The 19,716-nt window shown below is 67.2% G+C and carries 20 protein-coding genes; 9 read left to right on the top strand and 11 right to left on the bottom strand.

Going from position 1 to position 19,716, the window contains the following annotated elements; all coding sequences use genetic code 11:
- Positions 1-24 precede the first annotated feature (24 nt).
- Genes E5206_RS00940 through E5206_RS00920 form a run of 5 tightly spaced genes read right to left on the bottom strand, consistent with a single transcriptional unit; the run spans position 25 to position 5,472 of the window.
- A complete protein-coding gene (locus E5206_RS00940) occupies positions 25-522 on the bottom strand; it encodes a CoA-binding protein (RefSeq protein WP_136320843.1) in 498 nt (165 codons plus the stop codon).
- Positions 519-1,868 carry an O-acetylhomoserine aminocarboxypropyltransferase/cysteine synthase family protein gene (locus tag E5206_RS00935; protein ID WP_136320842.1) on the bottom strand — a complete coding sequence of 450 codons (1,350 nt, stop codon included), beginning with the start codon at positions 1,866-1,868 and terminating at the stop codon, positions 519-521. The genes E5206_RS00940 and E5206_RS00935 overlap by 4 nt, the downstream gene beginning before the upstream one ends.
- The gene (gene sfnG, locus E5206_RS00930; protein ID WP_136320841.1) at positions 1,868-3,076 is read right to left on the bottom strand and encodes a dimethylsulfone monooxygenase SfnG; all 1,209 of its coding nucleotides are present in this window, start codon (positions 3,074-3,076) and stop codon (positions 1,868-1,870) included. Before sfnG ends, E5206_RS00935 begins: the two co-directional genes overlap by 1 nt.
- A gap of 9 nt (positions 3,077-3,085) precedes the next feature.
- A complete protein-coding gene (gene acs, locus E5206_RS00925; RefSeq protein WP_136320840.1) occupies positions 3,086-5,137 on the bottom strand; it encodes an acetate--CoA ligase in 2,052 nt (683 codons plus the stop codon).
- Positions 5,128-5,472: a hypothetical protein gene (locus tag E5206_RS00920; protein ID WP_136320839.1), complete on the bottom strand. Its 345-nt coding sequence runs from the start codon at positions 5,470-5,472 to the stop codon at positions 5,128-5,130. Before E5206_RS00920 ends, acs begins: the two co-directional genes overlap by 10 nt.
- 357 nt (positions 5,473-5,829) lie before the next feature.
- Here E5206_RS00920 and E5206_RS00915 point away from each other — a divergent pair, with 357 nt between their 5' ends.
- The 7 genes from E5206_RS00915 (at position 5,830) to E5206_RS00885 (ending at position 10,208) form a co-directional block, all read left to right on the top strand.
- Positions 5,830-6,255, top strand: a complete 426-nt coding sequence (locus tag E5206_RS00915) for a CoA-binding protein (protein ID WP_136320838.1) — start codon at positions 5,830-5,832, stop codon at positions 6,253-6,255.
- Positions 6,256-6,367: 112 nt separating this feature from the next.
- The gene (locus tag E5206_RS00910; protein ID WP_168709245.1) at positions 6,368-7,273 is read left to right on the top strand and encodes a polysaccharide deacetylase family protein; all 906 of its coding nucleotides are present in this window, start codon (positions 6,368-6,370) and stop codon (positions 7,271-7,273) included.
- A gap of 61 nt (positions 7,274-7,334) precedes the next feature.
- Complete coding sequence (locus E5206_RS00905) at positions 7,335-7,757, top strand: MmcQ/YjbR family DNA-binding protein (RefSeq protein WP_136320837.1); 423 nt, start codon at positions 7,335-7,337, stop codon at positions 7,755-7,757.
- Positions 7,754-8,302, top strand: coding sequence for a DUF1990 domain-containing protein (locus E5206_RS00900; RefSeq protein WP_136320836.1), 549 nt, complete (start codon positions 7,754-7,756; stop codon positions 8,300-8,302). Before E5206_RS00905 ends, E5206_RS00900 begins: the two co-directional genes overlap by 4 nt.
- A gap of 160 nt (positions 8,303-8,462) precedes the next feature.
- On the top strand, positions 8,463-8,780 hold the full coding sequence (locus E5206_RS00895) for a putative quinol monooxygenase (RefSeq protein ID WP_136320835.1): 318 nt from the start codon (positions 8,463-8,465) through the stop codon (positions 8,778-8,780).
- 77 nt (positions 8,781-8,857) lie between these two features.
- A complete protein-coding gene (locus tag E5206_RS00890; RefSeq protein ID WP_136323892.1) occupies positions 8,858-9,151 on the top strand; it encodes a DUF503 domain-containing protein in 294 nt (97 codons plus the stop codon).
- A gap of 115 nt (positions 9,152-9,266) precedes the next feature.
- Entirely contained in the window at positions 9,267-10,208 is a 942-nt protein-coding gene (locus tag E5206_RS00885) for a hypothetical protein (RefSeq protein ID WP_240689866.1), read from the top strand.
- Positions 10,209-10,279: 71 nt separating this feature from the next.
- Here E5206_RS00885 and purL read toward each other — a convergent pair whose 3' ends face one another.
- From purL to purS, 3 genes are all read right to left on the bottom strand, one after another.
- Positions 10,280-12,610, bottom strand: coding sequence for a phosphoribosylformylglycinamidine synthase subunit PurL (purL, locus tag E5206_RS00880; RefSeq protein ID WP_136320834.1), 2,331 nt, complete (start codon positions 12,608-12,610; stop codon positions 10,280-10,282).
- Positions 12,611-12,672: 62 nt separating this feature from the next.
- Positions 12,673-13,443, bottom strand: a complete 771-nt coding sequence (gene purQ, locus E5206_RS00875; protein WP_136320833.1) for a phosphoribosylformylglycinamidine synthase subunit PurQ — start codon at positions 13,441-13,443, stop codon at positions 12,673-12,675.
- A gap of 1 nt (position 13,444) precedes the next feature.
- Positions 13,445-13,696 carry a phosphoribosylformylglycinamidine synthase subunit PurS gene (purS, locus tag E5206_RS00870; RefSeq protein WP_018776110.1) on the bottom strand — a complete coding sequence of 84 codons (252 nt, stop codon included), beginning with the start codon at positions 13,694-13,696 and terminating at the stop codon, positions 13,445-13,447.
- A gap of 329 nt (positions 13,697-14,025) precedes the next feature.
- On the opposite strand from purS, the gene E5206_RS00865 reads away from it, so the two are divergent.
- Together E5206_RS00865 and E5206_RS00860 are read left to right on the top strand one after the other, a co-directional pair.
- On the top strand, positions 14,026-14,211 hold the full coding sequence (locus E5206_RS00865) for a hypothetical protein (protein ID WP_136320832.1): 186 nt from the start codon (positions 14,026-14,028) through the stop codon (positions 14,209-14,211).
- A 358-nt stretch (positions 14,212-14,569) separates the two neighbouring features.
- Positions 14,570-17,755, top strand: coding sequence for a S8 family serine peptidase (locus E5206_RS00860; RefSeq protein ID WP_136323890.1), 3,186 nt, complete (start codon positions 14,570-14,572; stop codon positions 17,753-17,755).
- Between the two features lie 68 nt (positions 17,756-17,823).
- On the opposite strand, the gene E5206_RS00855 is transcribed toward E5206_RS00860, so the two are convergent.
- From E5206_RS00855 to E5206_RS00845, 3 genes are read right to left on the bottom strand one after another with little or no spacing between them, the layout of a single operon-like run.
- The gene (locus tag E5206_RS00855; protein WP_136320831.1) at positions 17,824-18,204 is read right to left on the bottom strand and encodes a serine protease inhibitor; all 381 of its coding nucleotides are present in this window, start codon (positions 18,202-18,204) and stop codon (positions 17,824-17,826) included.
- On the bottom strand, positions 18,201-19,160 hold the full coding sequence (locus E5206_RS00850) for a 3-methyladenine DNA glycosylase (RefSeq protein WP_136320830.1): 960 nt from the start codon (positions 19,158-19,160) through the stop codon (positions 18,201-18,203). Before E5206_RS00850 ends, E5206_RS00855 begins: the two co-directional genes overlap by 4 nt.
- On the bottom strand, positions 19,129-19,698 hold the full coding sequence (locus E5206_RS00845; RefSeq protein WP_136320829.1) for an SSI family serine proteinase inhibitor: 570 nt from the start codon (positions 19,696-19,698) through the stop codon (positions 19,129-19,131). Before E5206_RS00845 ends, E5206_RS00850 begins: the two co-directional genes overlap by 32 nt.
- Between the last annotated feature and the right edge of the window lie 18 nt (positions 19,699-19,716).

Below are 19,716 nucleotides of genomic sequence, written 5' to 3'. Positions count from 1 at the left end.
CGGGATCCGAACGTGCCGGAGGCGCTAGGCCAGGACCTGGCGCTTCGAGGAAATGACGCCGGTGTCGAAGCCGGCGAGGTGCAGGCCGCCGTGGAAACGGGCATGCTCAATCTTCACGCAGCGGTCCATCACGACGTCGAGCCCGGCGGCTTCCGCCTCCTTGGCCACGTCCTCGTGCCAGGACCCCAGCTGCAGCCACAGCGTCTTGGCGCCCGCCGCGATGGCCTCGTCCAGGACACCGGGCAGGTCGTCGTGCTTGCGGAACACATCCACGATGTCCGGGCTCTCCGGCAGGTCCGCCAGCGAGGCGTACGTCGGCTCGCCCAGGATTTCCTTCACCACCGGGTTCACGAAGTACACCTTGTACCGGGTGGAGGACTGCAGGTAGGTGGCCACGAAGTAGCTCGCGCGGGACGGCTTGTCCGAGGCGCCCACAATGGCGATCGACTTCGCCTGCCGCAGCAGGTTCAGCCGTTCCGGCGCGGACGGGCCGGTCCAGGTTCTGGTTTCTTCACTGCTCATGACAGCGCTCCAATCGTGCAGGCGTCAGCCTCGGTTGAACTGTCCGCGGGGAAGGCCCCGGCCTCGGACGCCGCGGTAAGCGCCTGGTCCAGGTCCCAAAGGATGTCCTCGATGTCTTCGAGGCCGATGGAAATGCGCACCAGGTCCTCCGGGACGCCGGCCGCCTCCAGCTGCTCGGGGCTGAGCTGCTGGTGGGTCGTGGAGCCCGGGTGGATCACCAGGGTCCGGGAGTCGCCCACGTTGGCCAGGTGCGAGGCCAGCTGCAGGGACTCGATGAACTTCTGTCCCGCGGCACGGCCGCCCTTCACACCGAAGGAAAACACCGAGCCCGGTCCCAGCGGCAGGTACTTTTTGGCCCGCTCAAAGTGCGGGTGCGAGGGCAGGCCGGAGAAGTTCACGTAGGCCACGCGCTCATCGGCCTCAAGCCATTCGGCGACGGCCTGGGCATTCTTCAGGTGCTCGTCCAGGCGCTGCGGGAGCGTTTCCACGCCCTGCAGCAGCTGGAACGCCGACTGCGGGGACAGCGCCGGTCCGATGTCGCGCAACTGCTCGCAGCGCAGCTTGGTCAGGAAGCCGTACTCGCCGAAGTTGCCCCACCAGGAGACGTTGCCGTAGGAGGCCACGGGTTCGGTCATGGTGGGGAACTTGCCGTTGCCCCAGTTGAAGCGGCCGCTCTCGACCACCACTCCGCCCAGGGTGGTGCCGTGCCCGCCGAGGAACTTCGTGGCGGAGTGGATCACGATGTCCGCCCCGTGTTCGATCGGCCGCACGAGGTACGGCGTGCTCAGGGTGGCGTCGACGACGAGCGGGATACCGGCGTCGTGCGCCGCCTTCGCCAACCCCTCAAGGTCCTGGACTTCCGACGACGGGTTGGCCACCACCTCGACGAAGATCGCCTTGGTATTCTCCCGGATGGCCGCCGCGTAGTCCGCCGGATCGGTGCCCGCGACGAAGGTGGTGTCGACGCCGAAGCGTCGCAGCGTCACATCGAGCTGGGTGACGGTGCCGCCGTAGAGTTGGGAGGCGGCCACGATGTGGTCCCCTGCCTGGGTGAGGGCCGCGAAGGTGATGAATTCGGCCGCCATGCCGGAGGACGTGGCCACCGCACCGATGCCGCCCTCGAGGGAGGCGATGCGCTCCTCGAACGCGGCGACCGTGGGGTTGCCGATCCGCGAATAGATGTTGCCGTACTTCTGCAGGGCGAAGAGGTTGGCCGCGTCCTGGGTGTCCTTGAACACGAAGGACGTCGTCTGGTAGATCGGGACGGCGCGGGCGCCGTGCTCGGCGTCGGGGGTGCCGCCGGCGTGCAGGGCGCGGGTGCGGAAACCGAAGGTGCGGTCAGCCATTACGCGTTCACCAGCCCGGTGGTTGAGCTGGCCGAAGCCACCGGCGTCCCGGACAGATCCAGTTCCGTGCCGTGCTTGCGCGCGAGGTCTGCCTCAAGCTCGCGGACGATCGGCAGGATGTCCTGGCCGAACGCCGCGACCTCCTCCTGGAAGTGCAGGTAGCCGGTGAGGAACAGGTTCACGCCGATCTTCTTGTACTCCACGATCCGCTCGGCGATCTGCTCGGGGGTGCCGATCAGCTGGGTCTTGAAGCCGTCGTTGTACTGGACCAGGTCCTCGAAGCTCGAGTCGGCCCACATGCCCTTGCCGTCCCTGGTGGAGGGCCCGGCTTCCTGGACCGCGTCGCGGAAACCCTCGACGGCCGGTTTGTGCGCCTTCTCGATGATCTCGCGGAGAGTGTCGCGGGCTTCCTTCTCCGAATCGCGGGCAATGACGAAGCCGTTGAGGCCAAAGTGGGGTGCCGCGAGCCGGCCCTCGGTACCGCGCAGGGTTTCAGAGGACGCCGCGACGACGCCGGCGATGTTCTCCTTGAAGCCCTCGAGGTCCTTGCCGTTGGAGAAGTACCAGTCCGCCACCCGCCCGGCCGTGGCCTGCGCCGCGGTGGAGTTGCCGCCGAAGAAGATCTCCGGGTGCGCGCGCCCAGGAACATCCAGGGGGGCGGGCTGCAGGGTGAAGTCGGTGATGTTGTAGTACTTGCCGGACTGGCTGAAGTTCTTCTCGGTCAGGAGTCCGCGGAGGACGTTGATGAATTCCTCGGTGCGGACGTAGCGCTCGTCGTGTTCCAGCCACTCGAGGCCGAAGTTGGTGAATTCATCCTTGAGCCAGCCGGAGACGATGTTCACGGCGGCGCGGCCGTTGGAAATGTGGTCCGCGGTGATCAGGTATTTGGCGAGCACGCCGGGGTGCCACATGCCGGGGTGGACGGCGGCGATGACCTTGAGCCGATCGGTGGCGGCGAGCAGCGCCAGGCTGAAGGAGGTCGCCTCGTGCTGCTTGTCGGCGCCGTAGGAGGCGGCGTAGCGGGTCTGGGTCAGGGCGTATTCGAAACCGGAGTTCTCGGCAATCCGGGCCAGTTTCTTGTTGTAGTCGAAGTCCCAGCCGGTGCGCTGTTCGATGGTGGAGACCACCAGTCCGCCGGAAACATTGGGGACCCAGTAGGCGAACTTGAGTGGCTCGGAAAGACGGGCGACGTTGCTGATGTCGGTCATGGTGTTCCTTTACTTCTGGGTGGGGAGGGCCGGCGCGGCAGCGGTGGCCGCTGTGCGTTCGCGCAATACGTGCTGGATGTCGGCGATGGCCGGTTCGTTCTGGAGTGAGGTGGTGTCGCCCAGCGCCGTTCCTTCGAACAGCTGGGTGAGCAGCCGCCGCATGATCTTGCCGCTGCGGGTCTTGGGGACATCCGGGACCACGACGACGTCGCGCGGCTTGGCGATCGGGCCGATCGCCTTCGCGACGTGGTGGCGGAGCTCCTCAGCAAATGAGTTTGGGCCCACGCCCGCAGGGTTCCCTGCCCGAGCTTGCGAGGGGAGGGAACGGGTGGGGACCACGAATGCCACGATGGCGTGCCCGGTCTTCGGGTCCGCGACGGGGCACACCCCGGCCTCCACCACGTCCGGGTGGGACACGAGGGCCGATTCGATCTCGATCGTGGACAGCAGGTGCCCGGAGACGTTGAGGGTGTCGTCCACCCGCCCCAAAATCCAGATGTCGCCGTCGTCGTCATACTTGGCGCCGTCACCGGCGAGGAACCAGCCCTGTTCGGCGTACTGGCGCCAGTACGAATCGAAGTAGCGCTGCGGGTTGCCCCACACCGTCCGGGCAATGGCGGGGCCGGGGGCGTCCACCACGATGAAGCCCTGGACACCCGCCGGAACGGTGCTGCCGGCGGCGTCCACGATCCGGGTGCCGACGCCGGGCAGCGGCCGCGCCGCGCAGCCGGGCTTGAACTCCGAGTCGGTCGGGGCGGGGGAGAGGATGGTGGCCCCGGTCTCGGACTGCCACCAGGTGTCCACCACCGGCGCGGTGCCGGCGCCGATGTTCTCGCGGAACCAGCGCCAGGCCTCGGGGTTGACGGCCTCGCCGACGGTGCCGAGCAGCCGGATCGAGGAGAGGTCGTAGCTGGCCGGGACGCCGTCGGGGAACCAGCCCATCAGGGAGCGGACCAGGGTGGGCGCCGTGTAGTACTGCGTCACACCGTAGCGTTCGATGATTTCGAAGTGCCGGCCCGGGTGCGGGGTGTTCGGCGTGCCCTCGAAGATCACCTGGGTGACGCCGTTGGAGAGCGGGCCGTAAATCTCGTAGGTGTGGGCCGTGACCCAGGCGAGGTCGGCCGTGCACCAGTGGACGTCCTGGTCCCGGAGGGCCGGATCCGGGTTGCTGAAGAGGTGCTCGAAGCTCCAGGACGCCTGCGTGAGGTAGCCGCCGGAGGTGTGCACCAGGCCTTTGGGCTTGCCGGTGGTGCCGGAGGTGTACATGATGAACAGCGGTGTCTCGGCGTCGAAGGCCTCCGCGGTGTGGACCTCGGAGGCCCGCCCGACGGTGTCGTGCCACCAGACGTCGCGGCCCTCGGTCATCGGGACGGTGTCCAGCAGCTCCGGCGGTGTGGTGCGGTTGACCACCAGGACATGCTCAATCTCGTTGTGGCCGGCGACGGCGGCATCCGCGTTGTCCTTGACCGGGACTGCGGCACCGCGGCGGAACTGGCCGTCGGTGGTGACGAGCAGCTTGGCACGGGTGTCCTCCACCCGGAACTTGAGCGCCTCGGCGGAGAAGCCGCCGAAGACGAGCGAGTGGATGGCTCCGATGCGGGCCACCGCCAGGGTGATGATGATGGTTTCCGGGATGACCGGAAGATAGATGACCACACGGTCGCCCTTGGTGATGCCGAGGGCGAGGAGGGCGTTGGCGGCTTTGGAGACCTCGCGCTGGAGCTCGGCATAGGTGATGGAGCGGCGGTCGCCCGGTTCGCCCTCGAAGTGCAGCGCCACCTTGTCCCCGCGCCCGGCTTCAACGTGCCGGTCCACGCAGTTGTAGGCCACATTGAGCTTGCCGCCTTCGAACCAGGTGATGTCCGGGCCGGTGCCGGCCTCGACGTCGGCCGGAACCCGGCGGTGCGCGGTGTGCCACGGCTTGCCGGCCGGAGCTGTTCCCGGCCCCTGTTCCCAGTCGAGGCGGAGGGCTGCGGCCTCCCAGAACGCGATGCGTTCAGCTTCGGTGGCGGGGCTGCCGCTATCGATTGCCTCGGTGGCTGTTGTGATGCTTACGCCCATCGGGCTACCGTCCATTTCTTCGTGAGGTCCGGAAGGGCATCGGTGATCTTCAGCCCACGTCGCAGACGCGCCCAGCCGTTGGCCGGGATCCCGGCGGGGGACCATCCGTTCGCCGGGGAGCCGCACCGGCCCGATTCGGGCAAGGCTGGCTGGGCGGCGTCTGCCGGGGTTGCCGCAACGCCAGTAGCCTGCAGGGCTTGAATACCGGTTGCCGCAACATTGTTGCCGGTGGGCGCGGGAGGGTGCGCCTGCTTCACCAGCGGGTTATCGGGGGTATCGGCGGCAGGGACGTCCGGGGACGAATCTGGCGCGGAATAGGACAGGACAGCAGTCATGGGGGCACTCCATCGGTCCTGGCAGTAGCACCCTACGGAAAGAGCCTGTGAAGCCGGGTGGTCGGTCCGGCCTTTCCCGAGGCTCTCTGCCTTGCTATCGCGGGAGTCCAGGGAAGATTCCAGCGACCAGGGTTGCTGCGGCTTCATCGATCCAGGTCTCTTGGCCGCTCGGGATGGTCGTTTCCAACTAAAACGGAATCGCTGGTTTTTCCCAAATCGGGGCGGTTTACTTCGTAATATTCGGTTCCGGGCCTGAAGAAGGGCGCCTGGCTGTCATTTGTTCGGAGCCGGCTCCGGATGCTGAGGGCCTGCGGCGACGTGCCCGTGGCCCGCCGCCGTGGAGGTTAGGCTTTGGTCATGGCCCACGTGAACGATCCGGCAGTCCTCGAAAGGCTCATGCGCACCAAGGGCCGGTGGGCCATCGTCGGGCTGACCACCAACGAATGGCGTGCCGCGTACGATACCGCCCTGTTCATCCGGGACCGCCTGGGCATGGAGATCATCCCGGTAAACCTTCCCGGCGATACCGTGCACGGCGAGACAGGGTACAAAAGCCTGGCCGACATTCCGGCCGCCAAGCGGCCCATCGACGTCGTCGACTGCTTCCTGAATTCCCGGAAGGTGGGCGCCGTCGTGGACCAGGCGATCGCCGTCGGGGCCAAGGCCGTCTGGTTGCAGCTGGGCGTCATCGATGAAGCGGCCGCAGCACGGGCCAAGGCCGCCGGCCTCGATGTGATTATGAACACCTGTCCGGCGCTGGATGCCCGGCGTTTCGGCCTCTAGTTTCGGCCCCTGACCGCCGGCGGCCGGCCCCCCCCATCCGGCGCGTCACCGACCCGCCGTTTTGCTCTGCTACTGTTCTGCTGAATCATCCCCCAAGAAGCCAGGACCAGCCATGTGTGAGCACCATCCGACAGTGCTCCCGGCCACCCCCGGACGGCGGGCGGCACTGGGCCTTTTGGGAGCCTCCCTGATGGCGGCCTTGGGCGCGTGCGCGGTGCCGGGAAGCACGACGGCGGGAGTGGCAGCCGCGGCCGGCCCCGGCCCCGGCGCCGCACCGGGCGCCGGGCAGCCGCTTCCCGCGCTGCTGACGGTCCGGCAGGGAAATGCCGCGGTCCCCGGAGATCCCACGGCACCCGCGGCCCTGCGCCGCCCGGGAAGCAAGCGCATCCGGCGCAGTTTCATCCCGGACTTCAAGCTGCCGCCGGTGCAAAACGGACTCGCGCCCGTCCTGACCAGGATCGAGACGAAACACCCTGTGGTGTTCCTGACCATTGACGACGGCATTACGAGGACCCCGGAGATGGTGCGCCTCATGACCGAATACGACTACCCGGCATCGATCTTCCTCACCCGGAACTTCGTCCAGAACGATCCGGCCTTCTTCAAGCAGTTCGCCGTGCAGGGCAGCCTGGTGGAAAACCACACGATCAGCCACAACATCAACATGGTCACTCAACTCGGGTACCAGCAGCAGCTCGCCGAGATCACCGGGATGCAGGACTACGCCCAGCAGCAGTTCGGACGCCGCCCCACCCTGTTCCGGCCGCCGGGAGGCGCCTACTCCACTGCCCTGCGGCAGGCCGTCGCCGCAGCCGGAATGAAAGCGGTCGTGACCTGGGAGGCCAAGGCCAATGCCGGGCGCATGGACTACCAGTACGGGAATGCGCTGCGCCCGGGGGACATTGTGCTGATGCATTTCCGCCCCGAGTTCGCCGCCGACCTGGCCGCCTTCCGTGCAGCCCAGCTGGCCGCCGGCCTTGAAGTGGTGCTGCTCGAGGATTTCCTCGGCGTCGCCTGAGCCGCTCTGATCTCGCCGGATCTCCGTGCCAAATGTCCGTGGACGGAAGTAGGCTCGAACCATGGATGTAGTTGCACTGCGCCGGCTGTGCCTCGGCTTCCCCGGCGCTTTCGAGGACTTCCCCTTTGGCCCGGAGACATCCGTCTTCAAGGTGCGTGCCGCGGTTTCCGGTGGTGCCCGCCACGAGGCCAAGATGTTTGCCCTGTCCGCCATGGACCCGGACGACTGGTCCGTGAGCCTGAAATGCGACCCGGTGCTCGCCGAACAGCTGCGGGCCGCCCACCCGGAGATCGCCGGCGCCTGGCACCTGAACAAGAAGCACTGGAACGGCGTCCGGCTCGACGGCGCCCTGCCCGATTCGATGGTGCGGGACCTGGTCGAGGACTCCTATGACCTCGTCGTCGCCACGCTGAGCCGGCGGCAGCAGGAACAGCTCGGCTGGGCCACGCTCAGCATGGGAACCCCGCAGCAGGCGCGGCCATGAACGGGCCGCGGATTGCCCCCGGCGGACTGAACTATGCGGGCATCGGATCCACGGAGCACGGGCCACTCCCGGCGGACGTTGAATGCCTCGTCTCGGAGGCTTATCTGGGGCACGGCCCCGCGGCATACCGGCGGGCCGTCCAAGGCATGCTGACGTGGCAGCTCCAGAGAGGGGCCGGTCTGCGGGTCCGTGCGGAGTCCGACGCCGTGGTCCCGGGCGCACGCGTGGTGAGCGGCTTCGGCGCCGGGCCGTTCCGGATTGACGCGCCGTGCGAGGTCGTCTGGGTGCGCGCCCCGGTGCCCGGGGACGGGCCCCAGTCGGCAGGATTCGGTTACGGCACGCTGCCGGGCCATCCGGTCCGCGGCGAGGAGGCCTTTGAGATCTCCATCGATGGGAATGGCATGGTGCTGATCAAAATCACCGCCTTCGGCGTGCCGTCGAGCTGGTTCTACGCGGCCGGCGGCGCGCTGGCCAAGCGGGCGCGGGCTCTCATCACTTCCCGCTACCTTGGGAGTGCACAAGAACTGGCCGCAGGCGTGAACTGAGCAGGAGCCGGCAGATGCCGGAGCAACGGACCCTTGCAACGCGGGGTCACTTACAGCCCATTGGTCCGGCCGGGACGGGCGGGATCTGACTCCGCGTTCCTGACTTGAAAGAATGGGACGTGTCACATCCGAGTCAGATCCGAACGGAAGGCTTCAGCCAATGATCTTCATCGTCGTCAAATTCAAGGTCAAGCCAGACTGGTCCGAGCGCTGGCCCGGCCTCGTGGAGGACTTCACCCGGGCCACCCGCCAGGAACCCGGCAACCTCTGGTTCGACTGGTCCCGCAGCGTGGAGGACCCCAACGAATTTGTCCTGGTCGAGGCCTTCAAGGACGGCGCCGCCGGGGCCCACGTCAGCAGCGCACACTTCCAGCAGGCCATGGCGGACCTGCCGCAGGCGCTGCTGGAGACGCCCCGGATCATCAGCCGCCAGCTCGACGGCGAGGGCTGGGACCGGATGGGCGAACTCACCATCTAATCCCATCGAGTGCTCCGTAGCTGCCTTTTTGAGCGCCCAAAACGGCACTTACGGAGCAATGGATGAAGAATAGAGGCATGTGGATCGGCTGGATTGAATTCGACCTCCTCCTCGGCGATGTCCACACCCTGAAGGAGAAGCGTTCGGTGGTGCGGCCCGTGCTGGCCGAAATCAAGCGCCGCTTCGACGTCTCCGTGACCGAGGCCGGGCTGCAGGACCAGTACCGGCGCACGGTGATCGGCGCCGGGCTCGTCGCGGCCGACCGGGCACACCTGCTGGAGGTTCTCGCCGCCGTCGAACGCTTCGTGGCGGCACGTCCGGAGATGGAGCTGCTCAGCGCCCGCCAGCGGGAACTCCGCAGCGACGACTGACCATCGATTGCTCCACAACGGCCCTTTTGAGTGCCCAGAAGGGCAGGCCTGGAGCAATGGACCGGGATTGTGGATAACTTCTGCGGACTCGTCACCGATCTGGTCTTATGAAGCCATGAAAACCGCGCAGCCGTTGCCGGAGGACTTCCAGGACCGCCCCTTCACCGTCGCCGAAGCGACGTTGGCTGGCGTGTCGCCCAAGCGATTGCGTCACGGCTCGCTGAGGGCGATGGGCAAGGGAATTCGTTCCCTGGGCCCGACGGCGGAGCTCCCCTTGAGCGTGCGAGTGCGGCCTTTCCTTGAGGTCAATGAGCGATGCACCGCATCCCACCTCACCGCCTTGGGCCTGTTGGGGCTGCCGGGGCGACAGCAGAAGGAGGCCACCGAGATGTATCACATCATTCGCCCGGAGGGGGAGGCCCACCTCAACCGGCCGCACATCGTCGTCCACCGCATGAAGCTCTATGAGGATGAGATCACGATTCTGGACGGGATTCCCATCACCACTCCTGAGCGGACTTGGCTGGATCTTGCCGAAATGCTGACTCTGGACGGACTCGTGGTTGCCGGCGACAGTTGCGTCAGGGTGCCCCGAGCGGAATTTGAGGGCCGGGATATGCCGCTCTGCAGCCTCGCGGATCTGCAGCGGATGATCGACCGGCATAAGGGTAAGCGCGGCCTACGGAGGGCCAAAGAGGCCATCAAGTTGATCCGGGTGGGCTCCGATTCGCCGCAGGAATCATTGCTGCGGCTTGCCATGGTGCGGGCCGGCCTGCCGGAACCGGAACTGAACGTCCCCATCATCGATGCGGAAGGCGCACGGCACCATGAGCCGGATCTCTCCTACCGGAAATACAAAATCGGCATCGAGTACGAGGGGGCGCACCACAGTGGCGAGGGGCAGATCGTCCGGGACATCGCCCGCTCCGAGCGGTACACGGCCGTCGGCTGGACAGAGGTCCGGATCTCCAAGCGCCACATGCATGGTGATGCCAGGGCCGCAGTGGCCAAGATCCGGACCGCGCTTGTCCAGGCCGGCTGGCGTCCGGGCCGTTAACGAACGATTGCTCCGTAACTGCCGTTCTGAGGGTTCAAAAGGGCAGCTGCGGAGCAATCGATGGAGGTGGGTTAGCCGAAGTACTTCGGCAGGGTCGCCTCGTGGGCTTCGCGGAGCGCGTCAAGGTTCATGGTCTCGACGCCGTTGATCTCCAGCTTGCCGCCCTCAGCGTCGACCACGCCGATCCGGACGTGCGCGAAGCCGCGGGCCGTGCACATGTCCTTGAAGCGGATCTCCTCCGAGCGGGGGACGCCTACAATGGCGCGGCCCTGGGATTCGGAGAACAGCGCCGTGAACAGGTCCACCCCGTCGCGGTCCAGGACATCCTGGAGCGCGATCCGGGCGCCGACGCCGTAGCGCAGCGAGGACTCCACGAGGGCTGCCGCTAGGCCGCCTTCGGAGAGGTCGTGCGCGGAGTCCACCATGCCGTCCCGGGACGCATTGATCAGGATTTCACCCAGCGCCCGTTCGGCCGCGAGGTCGACCTTGGGCGGCAGCCCGCCGAGGTGTCCGCGCATGTTGGACCATTCCGAACCGTCCAGTTCTGCCGCTGTCGTGCCCAGCAGATAGATGGCCTGGCCGTCCTCGCGCCAGCCTGACGGCGTGCGGCGGGCGACGTCGTCGAACTTGCCCAGCACGGCCACCACGGGGGAGGGGTGGATGGGGACGGTGCCGGTCTGGTTGTACAGCGACACGTTGCCGCCGGTGACCGGGATGCCCAGCACCATGCAGGCGTCGGACAGGCCGCGGATGGCCTCGGCCAGCTGCCACATGACGGCGGGGTCCTCGGGAGAGCCGAAGTTCAGGCAGTCGCTGACGGCCATCGGCACGGCGCCGGAAGTGGCGACGTTCCGGTAGGCCTCGGCCAGTGCCAGCTGCGCGCCGTGGTACGGATCGAGGTAGGTGTAGCGGCCGTTGGCGTCGGTGGCCAAGGCTACGCCCAGACCGGTTTCCTCGTCCACCCGGACCACGCCCGCGTCGTCCGGGAACGCCATCGCGGTGTTGCCGCCGACGTAGCGGTCGTACTGCTTGGTGATCCAGGACTTGTCGCACATATTCGGCGAGGCAACTAGTTCGGTAATGGCGGCGGCCAGTTCCGCGGGCGCCGAGGGGCGACCCGCATCCTGGACGGAGCCGGTGAAGGAGTCGGCCTGGACCGCGTCCTGCCATTCGGGGCGGGCATAGGGGCGGTCGTAGACCGGACCATCGTGGGCCACGGTGCGCGGGTCGACGTCGACGATGACTTCGCCTTCCCACGTGATGATCAGGCGGCCGGTGTCGGTCACCTCGCCCAGCCAGGAGTACTCGACAGCCCACTTGTCCATCACGGCTTCAAATGCGGCGATGTTCTCCGGGGTGACCACGGCCATCATGCGTTCCTGCGACTCGGACATCAGGATTTCGCCCGGGGTCAGGGTGGGGTCCCGCAGCAGGACGGAGGTCAGTTCAACTTCCATGCCGCCGTCGCCATTGGAGGCGAGCTCGGAGGTGGCGCAGGAAATGCCCGCGGCGCCCAGGTCCTGGATGCCCTCGACCAGTGAACCCTTGAACAGCTCCAGGCAGCACTCGATCAGGACCTTCTCGGCGAAGGGATCGCCCACCTGGACGGCGGGGCGCTTGGACGGCTTGGTGTCGTCGAAGGACTCCGAGGCCAGCACCGAGGCGCCGCCGATCCCGTCGCCGCCGGTCCGGGCGCCGAAGAGCACCACCTTGTTGCCCTTGCCGGAGGCGTTGGCGAGCCGGATGTCCTCGTGGCGCATGACGCCGACGGCCAGCGCGTTGACCAGCGGGTTGCCCTGGTACACGGAGTCGAAGACCATTTCGCCGCCGATGTTGGGCAGGCCCAGGGAGTTTCCGTAGCCGCCGATGCCGGCCACGGCGCCGTGCATGACGCGGGCCGTGTCCGGGTGGTCGATGGCGCCGAAACGCAGCGGATCCATCACGGCGACCGGGCGGGCACCCATCGAGATGATGTCGCGGACAATGCCGCCGATGCCGGTGGCCGCGCCCTGGTAGGGCTCCACGAACGACGGCGAGTTGTGGGACTCGATCTTGAACGTCACGGCCCAGCCGTCGCCCAGGTTCGTAACGCCGGCGTTTTCGCCGATCCCCACGAGCATGTCCTTCTTCATCTCCTCGGTCACCTTTTCGCCGAACTGGCGCAGGTGGTTCTTGGAGGACTTGTAGGAGCAGTGCTCGCTCCACATCACGGAGTACATGGCGAGTTCGGCGCCGGTCGGGCGGCGGCCCAGGACCTTGACGACCTCGTCGAACTCGTTCTGCTTCAGGCCCAGCTCGGCCCAAGGCAGTTCGACGTCGGGGGTCTTGGCGGCGTTTTCAACGGTGTCGATGTTGAACTTCTTGGCCGCGGTGACGTTTCCGCCCGCGGGGCCTGGGTCCACGCCGGCAGGGTTCCCGGGCCGAGCTTGCGAGGTTAGGGTGCCGATGGGGCGCGAGGTCTCCGTCATTTGTTGTCTCCCACGATTTTGTTCAGGACAGAGGTGAAGAAACCGAGGCCCTCGGTGCCGGGGCCGTTCTCGGGGCCGAAACCGGCCTCCACCGCGTGCTCGGGGTGCGGCATGAGCCCCACGATGTTGCCGGCCGCGTTGGAGATGCCGGCGATGTCGCGGCGGGAGCCGTTGGGGTTGAACCCGACGTAGCGGAACACCACGCGTCCTTCAGCCTCGAGGGCGTCCAGCGTCTTCTCATCCGCGATGTACTGGCCGTCCTGGTTCTTCAGCGGGACGGTGATTTCCTGGCCGACGGCGTAGTCCCGGGTCCAGTCGGTGGCGTTGTTTTCCACCCGGAGGACCTGGTCGCGGCACATGAACTTGAGGTGGTCGTTTTTGATCATCGAGCCCGGCAACAGGTGCGATTCCGTGAGGATCTGGAAGCCATTGCAGATGCCGAGCACAGGAAGTTTGGCGTCCGAGTTGGCGGCGTCGATGATTTTGGACATCAGCGGCGCGAAACGGGCGATGGCGCCGGCGCGGAGGTAGTCACCGTAGGAGAAACCGCCGGGAATCACGACGGCGTCGACGTCGCCCAAGGTGGTGTCGGCGTGCCACAGCGCCACCGGGGTGGCTCCGGCGAGGCGGATCGCACGGGCGGCATCACGGTCATCCAGGGTGCCGGGGAAGGTGACGACGCCGATCTTCGCACCGGCGAGCTTGCCAGCACCAGGAGCGTGCGCGGCGACGGCAACAGCCTCGCCGATCAGGGGGAGTTCAGTCATCTCAGGCCTCGACGACCTCGACGTTGACGACGTCCTCGATCACCGGGTTGGACAGCAGGGTCTCCGCGGCGTCCCGGGCCTGGGCCAGGATTTCCTCCGTCACCTCGCCGTCGACCGTGAGTTCAAAGCGCTTTCCCTGACGGACAGAGCTGAAGGCGGTGAAGCCGAGCCGGGGGAGTGCACCCACGATGGCCTTCCCCTGCGGGTCCAGAATCTCGGGCTTGGGCATGACATCGACAACGATCCGGGGCATCCGGCAACTCCTGTGCGTGAGCGTTGGGTAAGGGCGCAGCGGAGTCGTGCCGTCTCACGCCGCTCCTGGCCCCGTCGTGATCACCGCAGTGAACAACAGGCGGGGTCAATGAAAGAAAGTGGACGTGCGCTCCGCGAGCTTGCACGCCCATTCTACCGGCCGCGGTGCGCCCCGGCGTATTCGCGCTGTGAGTGTGAATTTGGGCACTGGCCTGCACGCGTGGCCCCCGGCCCGGCAGCCGCCATAAAACCGGGCGCTGTCCGGTGCCACCAGCGGAAGAGACGGCTGCGGCTATGGTCCGGGAGGTGCGCCGTCAGTAGGATGAGCGCATGGCTGAGAAACCGAAGTCCGTGCTGTTGCCCGTGCTCGCCGCCGTCGTATTTGCCGGACTTGGCCGGATGGTTGTGCAGAAGATCAAGGCGGACCGTGCAGTCAAGGACAGCAATGTGGCTGCGCCCCTGGACGAGAAAACGCGGGCCTGGATCAGCGACGTGGTCAGGACCCCGCGGCAGTAGGCACCCCGCAGTAGATACCGCGCCCATCGCCCGCCGGAAGCTGCCCTCCGCTGCGACGGCGCCGCCTTGGTGTGCCATTAACGAGCGGAACCAAAGGGCTCTCCGGAGGGCCCTGTGTCGAATTGCGTGACAAATTCTGATTAGTTTTTGTGTTGCATGTCATATACCACTCTCAGTCTGTACTGTATGAATCGGCTGGTCTCCGTCGGGGTCGCACGAGCTTGGGCTCGAGCGGCCCCGTCAGCTTGTTGAGCCCGGCAAGGTCGCTGGGGCCGATCCGTACGAAAGGTTCAAATCACTCGTGAAATCACCAGGAAAGAGCTTCCTTCGAAACGGGGGACTCCGGAGGGCCGCGGCGCTGGCCCTGGGCTTGCCGGTTCTCTTGTCAACAGCCGCCATCGCGCCCGCCAGCGCCGCACCCCGGGAGGCATCGCCCGTTGCCGGAGTTGCGCAGAAGAATCTGGATCCGAGCAACTATAAGGACGGCCGCTACATTGTGGTCCTGGCTGAAAAACCGGCGGCCACGTATGACGGCGGCACGGACGGCCTGCCGGCCACCAAGCCGGAGTCCGGCCGGAAGCTGGACGCCAACAAGTCCGAGGTGAAGAAGTACCAGGCCCACCTCGAGAAGAAGCAGTCCGAGGTCGCCGGACAGCAGCGCGTCAGGATGCAGCACCAGTTCACCGCGGCCATCAACGGCTTCAGCGCCAAGCTGACGGCAGACCAGGCCATCAAGCTGGCCAAGGACCCCGACGTCCTGCTCGTTGCACCGGATACCGAAAACGCGCCCGACTATTCCAGCACCGATTTCCTCAAGCTCAGCGGCGCCACCGGCAGCTGGAACACCAAGTTCGGCGGCCAGGATGCGGGCGGCAAGGGCGTCGTCGTCGGCGTCATCGACACCGGCTACACCCCGTCCAGCGCCTTCTTTGCCGGTACGCCGGTCCAGCCCCTTACCGGAGACCCCGTCGTCGGGGTGCCGTACCGCACCGCTGACGGCAAGATCTCAATGCTCAAGGCCGACGGCGGCACCTTCACCGGTGATTGCCAGGCCGGCGAGGGGTTCGACGGCACTGCCTGTAACTCCAAGGTCCTCAGCGCCCGCTACTTCGCCAATGAATTCCAGTCTTACGTCGCTGCCGCCGACCGTGCGCCGGAAGAACTGCTCTCCCCGGTCGACGTCGCCAGCCACGGCACGCACACGGCCAGCACTGCCGCCGGAAACGCCAATGTCGAGGCAGAAGTGGACGGCCGCAGCTTCGGCCTGACCAGCGGCATCGCCCCGGCCGCGAAGCTCTCCATCTACAAGGTCTGCTGGGAAGCCAACGATCCCAACTCGGGCGGCTGCTACTCCTCCGCCGCGATCCAGGCCGTCGACCAGGCCATCCTGGACGGCGTGGACGTCCTGAACTACTCCATCTCCGGCGCGACATCGACGACCACCGATCCGGTCTCGCTGGCCTTCCTGTCCGCAGCCTCGGCCGGCATCTTCGTGGCAGTCTCGGCCGGCAACTCCGGTCCGGCGGCCGGCACGGTCAACCACGGCGCGCCGTGGCTGACCACCGTCGCGGCCACCAGTTTCTCGCAGGAGCTGCAGGGAACCGTTGAATTCTCCGACGGCAGCAAGTACCGCGGCGCCAGCATCATGAACAGCCAGGTTACGAACGCCGGAGTCGTGCTGGCCGCCAACGCGGCTGCCGCGGCCGGGAACCCGGATGCCGCGCTGTGCGGCCCGGACACCCTTGACGCGGCAAAAACCGCCGGCAAGGTCGTGGTCTGCGACCGCGGCGTCTTTGACCGCGTCGCCAAGAGCGCGGAGGTCAAGCGCGGCGGCGGCGTCGGCATGATCCTGGTGAACCTGAGCGACTCCTCGCTGGACACGGACAAACACTCCGTCCCCACTGTCCACCTGAACCCCCCGGCCACCGAGGCCATCAAGGCCAAGGTCACCGCCGACCCGGCCATCACGGTTTCCCTGGTCGACAAGGACACCACCGGCCTGGCCCTCGAGGCGCAGCCGCAGATCGCCGGATTCTCTTCCCGCGGGCCGCTGCTGGCCGCCGGATCCGACCTGCTGAAGCCTGACGTTTCCGCTCCGGGCGTTGCTGTCCTGGCCGGAGTTTCACCGATCGGCACCGGCGGGGACAACTTCGGCTTCCTCTCCGGCACCTCGATGGCATCACCCCACGTTGCCGGCTTCGGCGCGCTGGTCCTCGGCAAGAACCCGAACTGGTCACCGGCCGCGGTGAAGTCCGCCATGATGACAACCGCCGGCGACGTCAGGAACGCCGACGGGACCAGGAATGGTGATGTCTTCGCCACCGGGGCGGGCCAGGTGGACCCGGCCCGTGTGCTGGATCCGGGCCTCGTGTACGACGCGGGCACAGACGACTACCTGGCCTTCATCCAAGGCACCGGAATGGATCTGGGTATCCCGGGGATCGGGACCACCAAGCCGCGCGACATGAATGTGCCATCCTTCGCCTTGGGCAACCTGGCCGGAAAGATCGAGGTCACCCGAACGGTGACCGCCTTGACCCCGGGGGTCTACAAGGCCACGGTGGATGTTCCGGGCGTGAAGGTCAGTGTGACCCCGGCCGTGCTGAACTTCAGCTCGGCCGGTGAGAAGCGCACGTTCAAAGTCTCCTTCGAGAACCAGGGCGCACCCCTGGGACAGTTCGCGACGGGGGCATTGACCTGGCAGGGCGCCAACAAGAAGGTTTCCTCGCCGGTCGCGGTCCGTCCGCAGTCCATCGTGGCGGCCAGCGATGTGGCCTTCAGTTCCGAAGGCGGCACCGGCTCCGGAGACATCAGGCTCCTCTCCGGTACCGACTCGCCCATCACCATGGCCCTCGATGGCCTCTCCAAGGCGGACTCCACGGGCGTGGCACTCGTCCCGGGACCCCTTAACTTCGTCACGGATGCCTCGAACCTCGTCAAGACGGTCCAGGTTCCGGCCGACCGTCAGCTGGCGAAGTTCTCGGTCCTGTCCTCCGACCCGAATGCCGACTTCGACTTGTATGTGATGACCCCCGAGGGTCCGCTCACCGCCGCGACGACGTCCGCCAGCGAGTCGGTGTCCATTCCGAACCCCGCGCCGGGCGAGTACACGATCTACGCGAACTTGTCTGCCAGTCCGCAGGGCAGAGCCACCAAGGCATCCGTTGATGCGGCCGTACTGGGCGCAAACATGGGCAATGCCACGCTCACACCGAACCCGCTCCGGCTCGCCAACGGCAAGTCCGGCAAGGCCACCCTGGACTGGAAGGGGCTGGCTGCCGGCTCCTACCTCGGCCGCGTGACGTTTGCCGGAGCAAGTGATCCGAGCTTCGTCAGCGTCCTGGTGACCCCGGCAGGCGTCGTGGTGGTTCCGCCGACGTCGGAGGACCAGGACAGCAACGACGGACCCGGTGACGAGGGCGACAACGCCAACCATGACGGCAAGGACAAGAAGGACAAGAAGGACAAGGGTAAGAAGGTGAAGAAGGAGAAGGCCAAGATCCAGAACGGGGATCATGGCAAGGCTCCGGACAACGCCATCTAGGCCGACGTCACACCTCGGAAACGGCAACGGCCGGCGGTATCCACCGCCGGCCGTTGCCGTTTCTGCGCTCAGACCGCGCCGCTGGATCCGGACACCCCGCCCAGCAACGGGGCCATGGCCCGCCAGCGGGAGATCTCGCAGCCATCGGTGCGGCTGAAGCTGCTGTGCACTTCGCGGCCCAGGAACCAACCCGTCACGACGGCAGTCTGCGGACCGCCATACTGCTGCGTGCAGAGTTTCGGTGGCCCCGGTTTGGGGAAGAAGATCTCCTCGCCATGCTGGCGCAGGGCTGCCAAGGCCCCGGCGGGATCCGGCAGGGTGGATGAGGCGGCCACGGCGCCGTCCGTGGCCTCGAGCCGGAAGGTGTATTCGGGGGCTCCCGGAGCCTCTGTCAGGCGGATGGTGAGCTCGACGTCGTGCTGTCGGCGCAGGTCCGGGGGTGCCGTCATGGCTGTCCGTCCGGGTCCGTTGCCTGCGGCAACCGCGTGAGCTCCCGCAGCAGCCGCCGCCGCAGCTCCTGCGACTCTGCGGCGAATCCCCGCTGGTGGTCGATGTACTCGGCCTTGCCCTCCGGCGTCTCGATCCTGATGGCCGGGTAGCCCCAGTCGCCCAGCTCATACGGGGAGGCCCGCATGTCCATGGCCCGGATCCGCCAGGAGAGCTCGAAGCAGTCCATCACGAGCTCGCTCGGCAGTGCCGGGGCGAGCTTGTAGGCCCACTTGTACAGGTCCATATTGGCGTGCAGGCAGCCGGGCTGCTCCATGGCCCGCTGGTTCTCCCGGCTGGGCTCGAGGCTGTTCAGCGGAACGGCGTCCGGGGTGTAGAACCGGAACGCGTCGAAGTGGGAGCAGCGGATCCGGTTCTCTTCCACCACCTGGTCGGTGCGTTCCGGGCCGAGCCGGAGCCGGAGGTATTCGTGCCGCCGCTCGAACTTGTCCTGCCGGTACACCATGGCCCACTCGTGCAGCCCGAAGCAGCCGAACTGGGCAGGCCTGGCGGCGGTCCCGGAAAGAATGATTCCGGCGAACTGCAGCGCATCCCGGCGGTCGCGCAGGAAGGCCCCGACGTCGACCGTGACGGCCGCGGTGCCCGCCGGCAGCCCGGCGGAGGCGAGTTCGCCGTCGTCGGCTTCGCGGTAATGCTTCCAGCTGGTCCGCTCTGCCGCGGCCGGGCCGGAGAGCACGACGCCGGCGCCAGGGTGCCAGCGCAGCAGCTGGCCGGGCTTCTGCGTGTAGTAGGTGAAGAGGAAGTCCTCCACCGGGTGCTTCTGCCCGGCGGAGCGCCGGGCAAGGTACGGCTCGGCGTAGCGCCGGACGCGTTGCTGGTAGACGGCCTGGCGTTGCAGCCAGTCGTCCTGCGGAAGGTGTATCAGCTTAGTCAGCTCCACCGCTTGAGCCCAGGACATCCTTGGCGGCATTCCAGGCGGCGATTTCGCAGCCGTCGCGCAGGCTGAAGCTGGCCTCCACCGAGCTGCCGTCCACGATGCCGGTGACGGTTGCCTGTTGCGGACCGCCGTACTGCTGGGTGCAGACCCGGTCTTTGCCGGCCGGAACGGGGCTGAGGATGGCCGGGTTGGCCTTCAGGGCCGTGCAGGCGGCCGCGGCACTGGGGTGCTGGCTTTCGGCGGCCGGTGCGCCGTTCTGGCAGACGAGGGTGAAGTTGGCGGGAGTTCCGGTCTCGGAGGGTTTCACCATGATGGCGAGTTCGGCGTTGCCCTGTCCGGGGCCGGACGGCAGCGGGGCCGCCGAGGGTGACGGGGCGGGGGAGGTCGTCTCAGTGTCCGGCGAGGGGGTTCCGGGCGACGGGGTGGTGGGGGTGGGCGCCGTCGTGCTGGCGGACGGGGACGGTGCGGACCCGCCGTTCGGCGTGCAGGCGGCCAACCCGGCCGCGGCCATCAGGAGGGCCGCCAGAACAAGTGCCGGCCGGCCCGAGTGCGTGCGCATCAGCAGTCCTCCTCCGTT

The organism is Arthrobacter sp. PAMC25564, assembly GCF_004798705.1.
Classification (GTDB): Bacteria; Actinomycetota; Actinomycetes; order Actinomycetales; family Micrococcaceae; genus Arthrobacter.
Note: the sequence above shows the minus strand (reverse complement) of the source record. Positions and strands in the feature narration are given on the sequence as shown.

What these genes read in the sequence shown, in the direction of transcription:
- E5206_RS00940 (WP_136320843.1), bottom strand. Translation starts at nt 522, where the DNA reads ATGAGCAGTGAAGAAACCAGAACCTGGACCGGCCCGTCCGCGCCGGAA.
- E5206_RS00935 (WP_136320842.1), bottom strand. Translation starts at nt 1,868, where the DNA reads ATGGCTGACCGCACCTTCGGTTTCCGCACCCGCGCCCTGCACGCCGGC.
- sfnG (WP_136320841.1), bottom strand. Translation starts at nt 3,076, where the DNA reads ATGACCGACATCAGCAACGTCGCCCGTCTTTCCGAGCCACTCAAGTTC.
- acs (WP_136320840.1), bottom strand. Translation starts at nt 5,137, where the DNA reads ATGGGCGTAAGCATCACAACAGCCACCGAGGCAATCGATAGCGGCAGC.
- E5206_RS00920 (WP_136320839.1), bottom strand. Translation starts at nt 5,472, where the DNA reads ATGACTGCTGTCCTGTCCTATTCCGCGCCAGATTCGTCCCCGGACGTC.
- E5206_RS00915 (WP_136320838.1), top strand. Translation starts at nt 5,830, where the DNA reads ATGGCCCACGTGAACGATCCGGCAGTCCTCGAAAGGCTCATGCGCACC.
- E5206_RS00910 (WP_168709245.1), top strand. Translation starts at nt 6,368, where the DNA reads ATGTGTGAGCACCATCCGACAGTGCTCCCGGCCACCCCCGGACGGCGG.
- E5206_RS00905 (WP_136320837.1), top strand. Translation starts at nt 7,335, where the DNA reads ATGGATGTAGTTGCACTGCGCCGGCTGTGCCTCGGCTTCCCCGGCGCT.
- E5206_RS00900 (WP_136320836.1), top strand. Translation starts at nt 7,754, where the DNA reads ATGAACGGGCCGCGGATTGCCCCCGGCGGACTGAACTATGCGGGCATC.
- E5206_RS00895 (WP_136320835.1), top strand. Translation starts at nt 8,463, where the DNA reads ATGATCTTCATCGTCGTCAAATTCAAGGTCAAGCCAGACTGGTCCGAG.
- E5206_RS00890 (WP_136323892.1), top strand. Translation starts at nt 8,858, where the DNA reads ATGTGGATCGGCTGGATTGAATTCGACCTCCTCCTCGGCGATGTCCAC.
- E5206_RS00885 (WP_240689866.1), top strand. Translation starts at nt 9,267, where the DNA reads ATGAAAACCGCGCAGCCGTTGCCGGAGGACTTCCAGGACCGCCCCTTC.
- purQ (WP_136320833.1), bottom strand. Translation starts at nt 13,443, where the DNA reads ATGACTGAACTCCCCCTGATCGGCGAGGCTGTTGCCGTCGCCGCGCAC.
- purS (WP_018776110.1), bottom strand. Translation starts at nt 13,696, where the DNA reads ATGCCCCGGATCGTTGTCGATGTCATGCCCAAGCCCGAGATTCTGGAC.
- E5206_RS00865 (WP_136320832.1), top strand. Translation starts at nt 14,026, where the DNA reads ATGGCTGAGAAACCGAAGTCCGTGCTGTTGCCCGTGCTCGCCGCCGTC.
- E5206_RS00855 (WP_136320831.1), bottom strand. Translation starts at nt 18,204, where the DNA reads ATGACGGCACCCCCGGACCTGCGCCGACAGCACGACGTCGAGCTCACC.
- E5206_RS00850 (WP_136320830.1), bottom strand. Translation starts at nt 19,160, where the DNA reads ATGTCCTGGGCTCAAGCGGTGGAGCTGACTAAGCTGATACACCTTCCG.
- E5206_RS00845 (WP_136320829.1), bottom strand. Translation starts at nt 19,698, where the DNA reads ATGCGCACGCACTCGGGCCGGCCGGCACTTGTTCTGGCGGCCCTCCTG.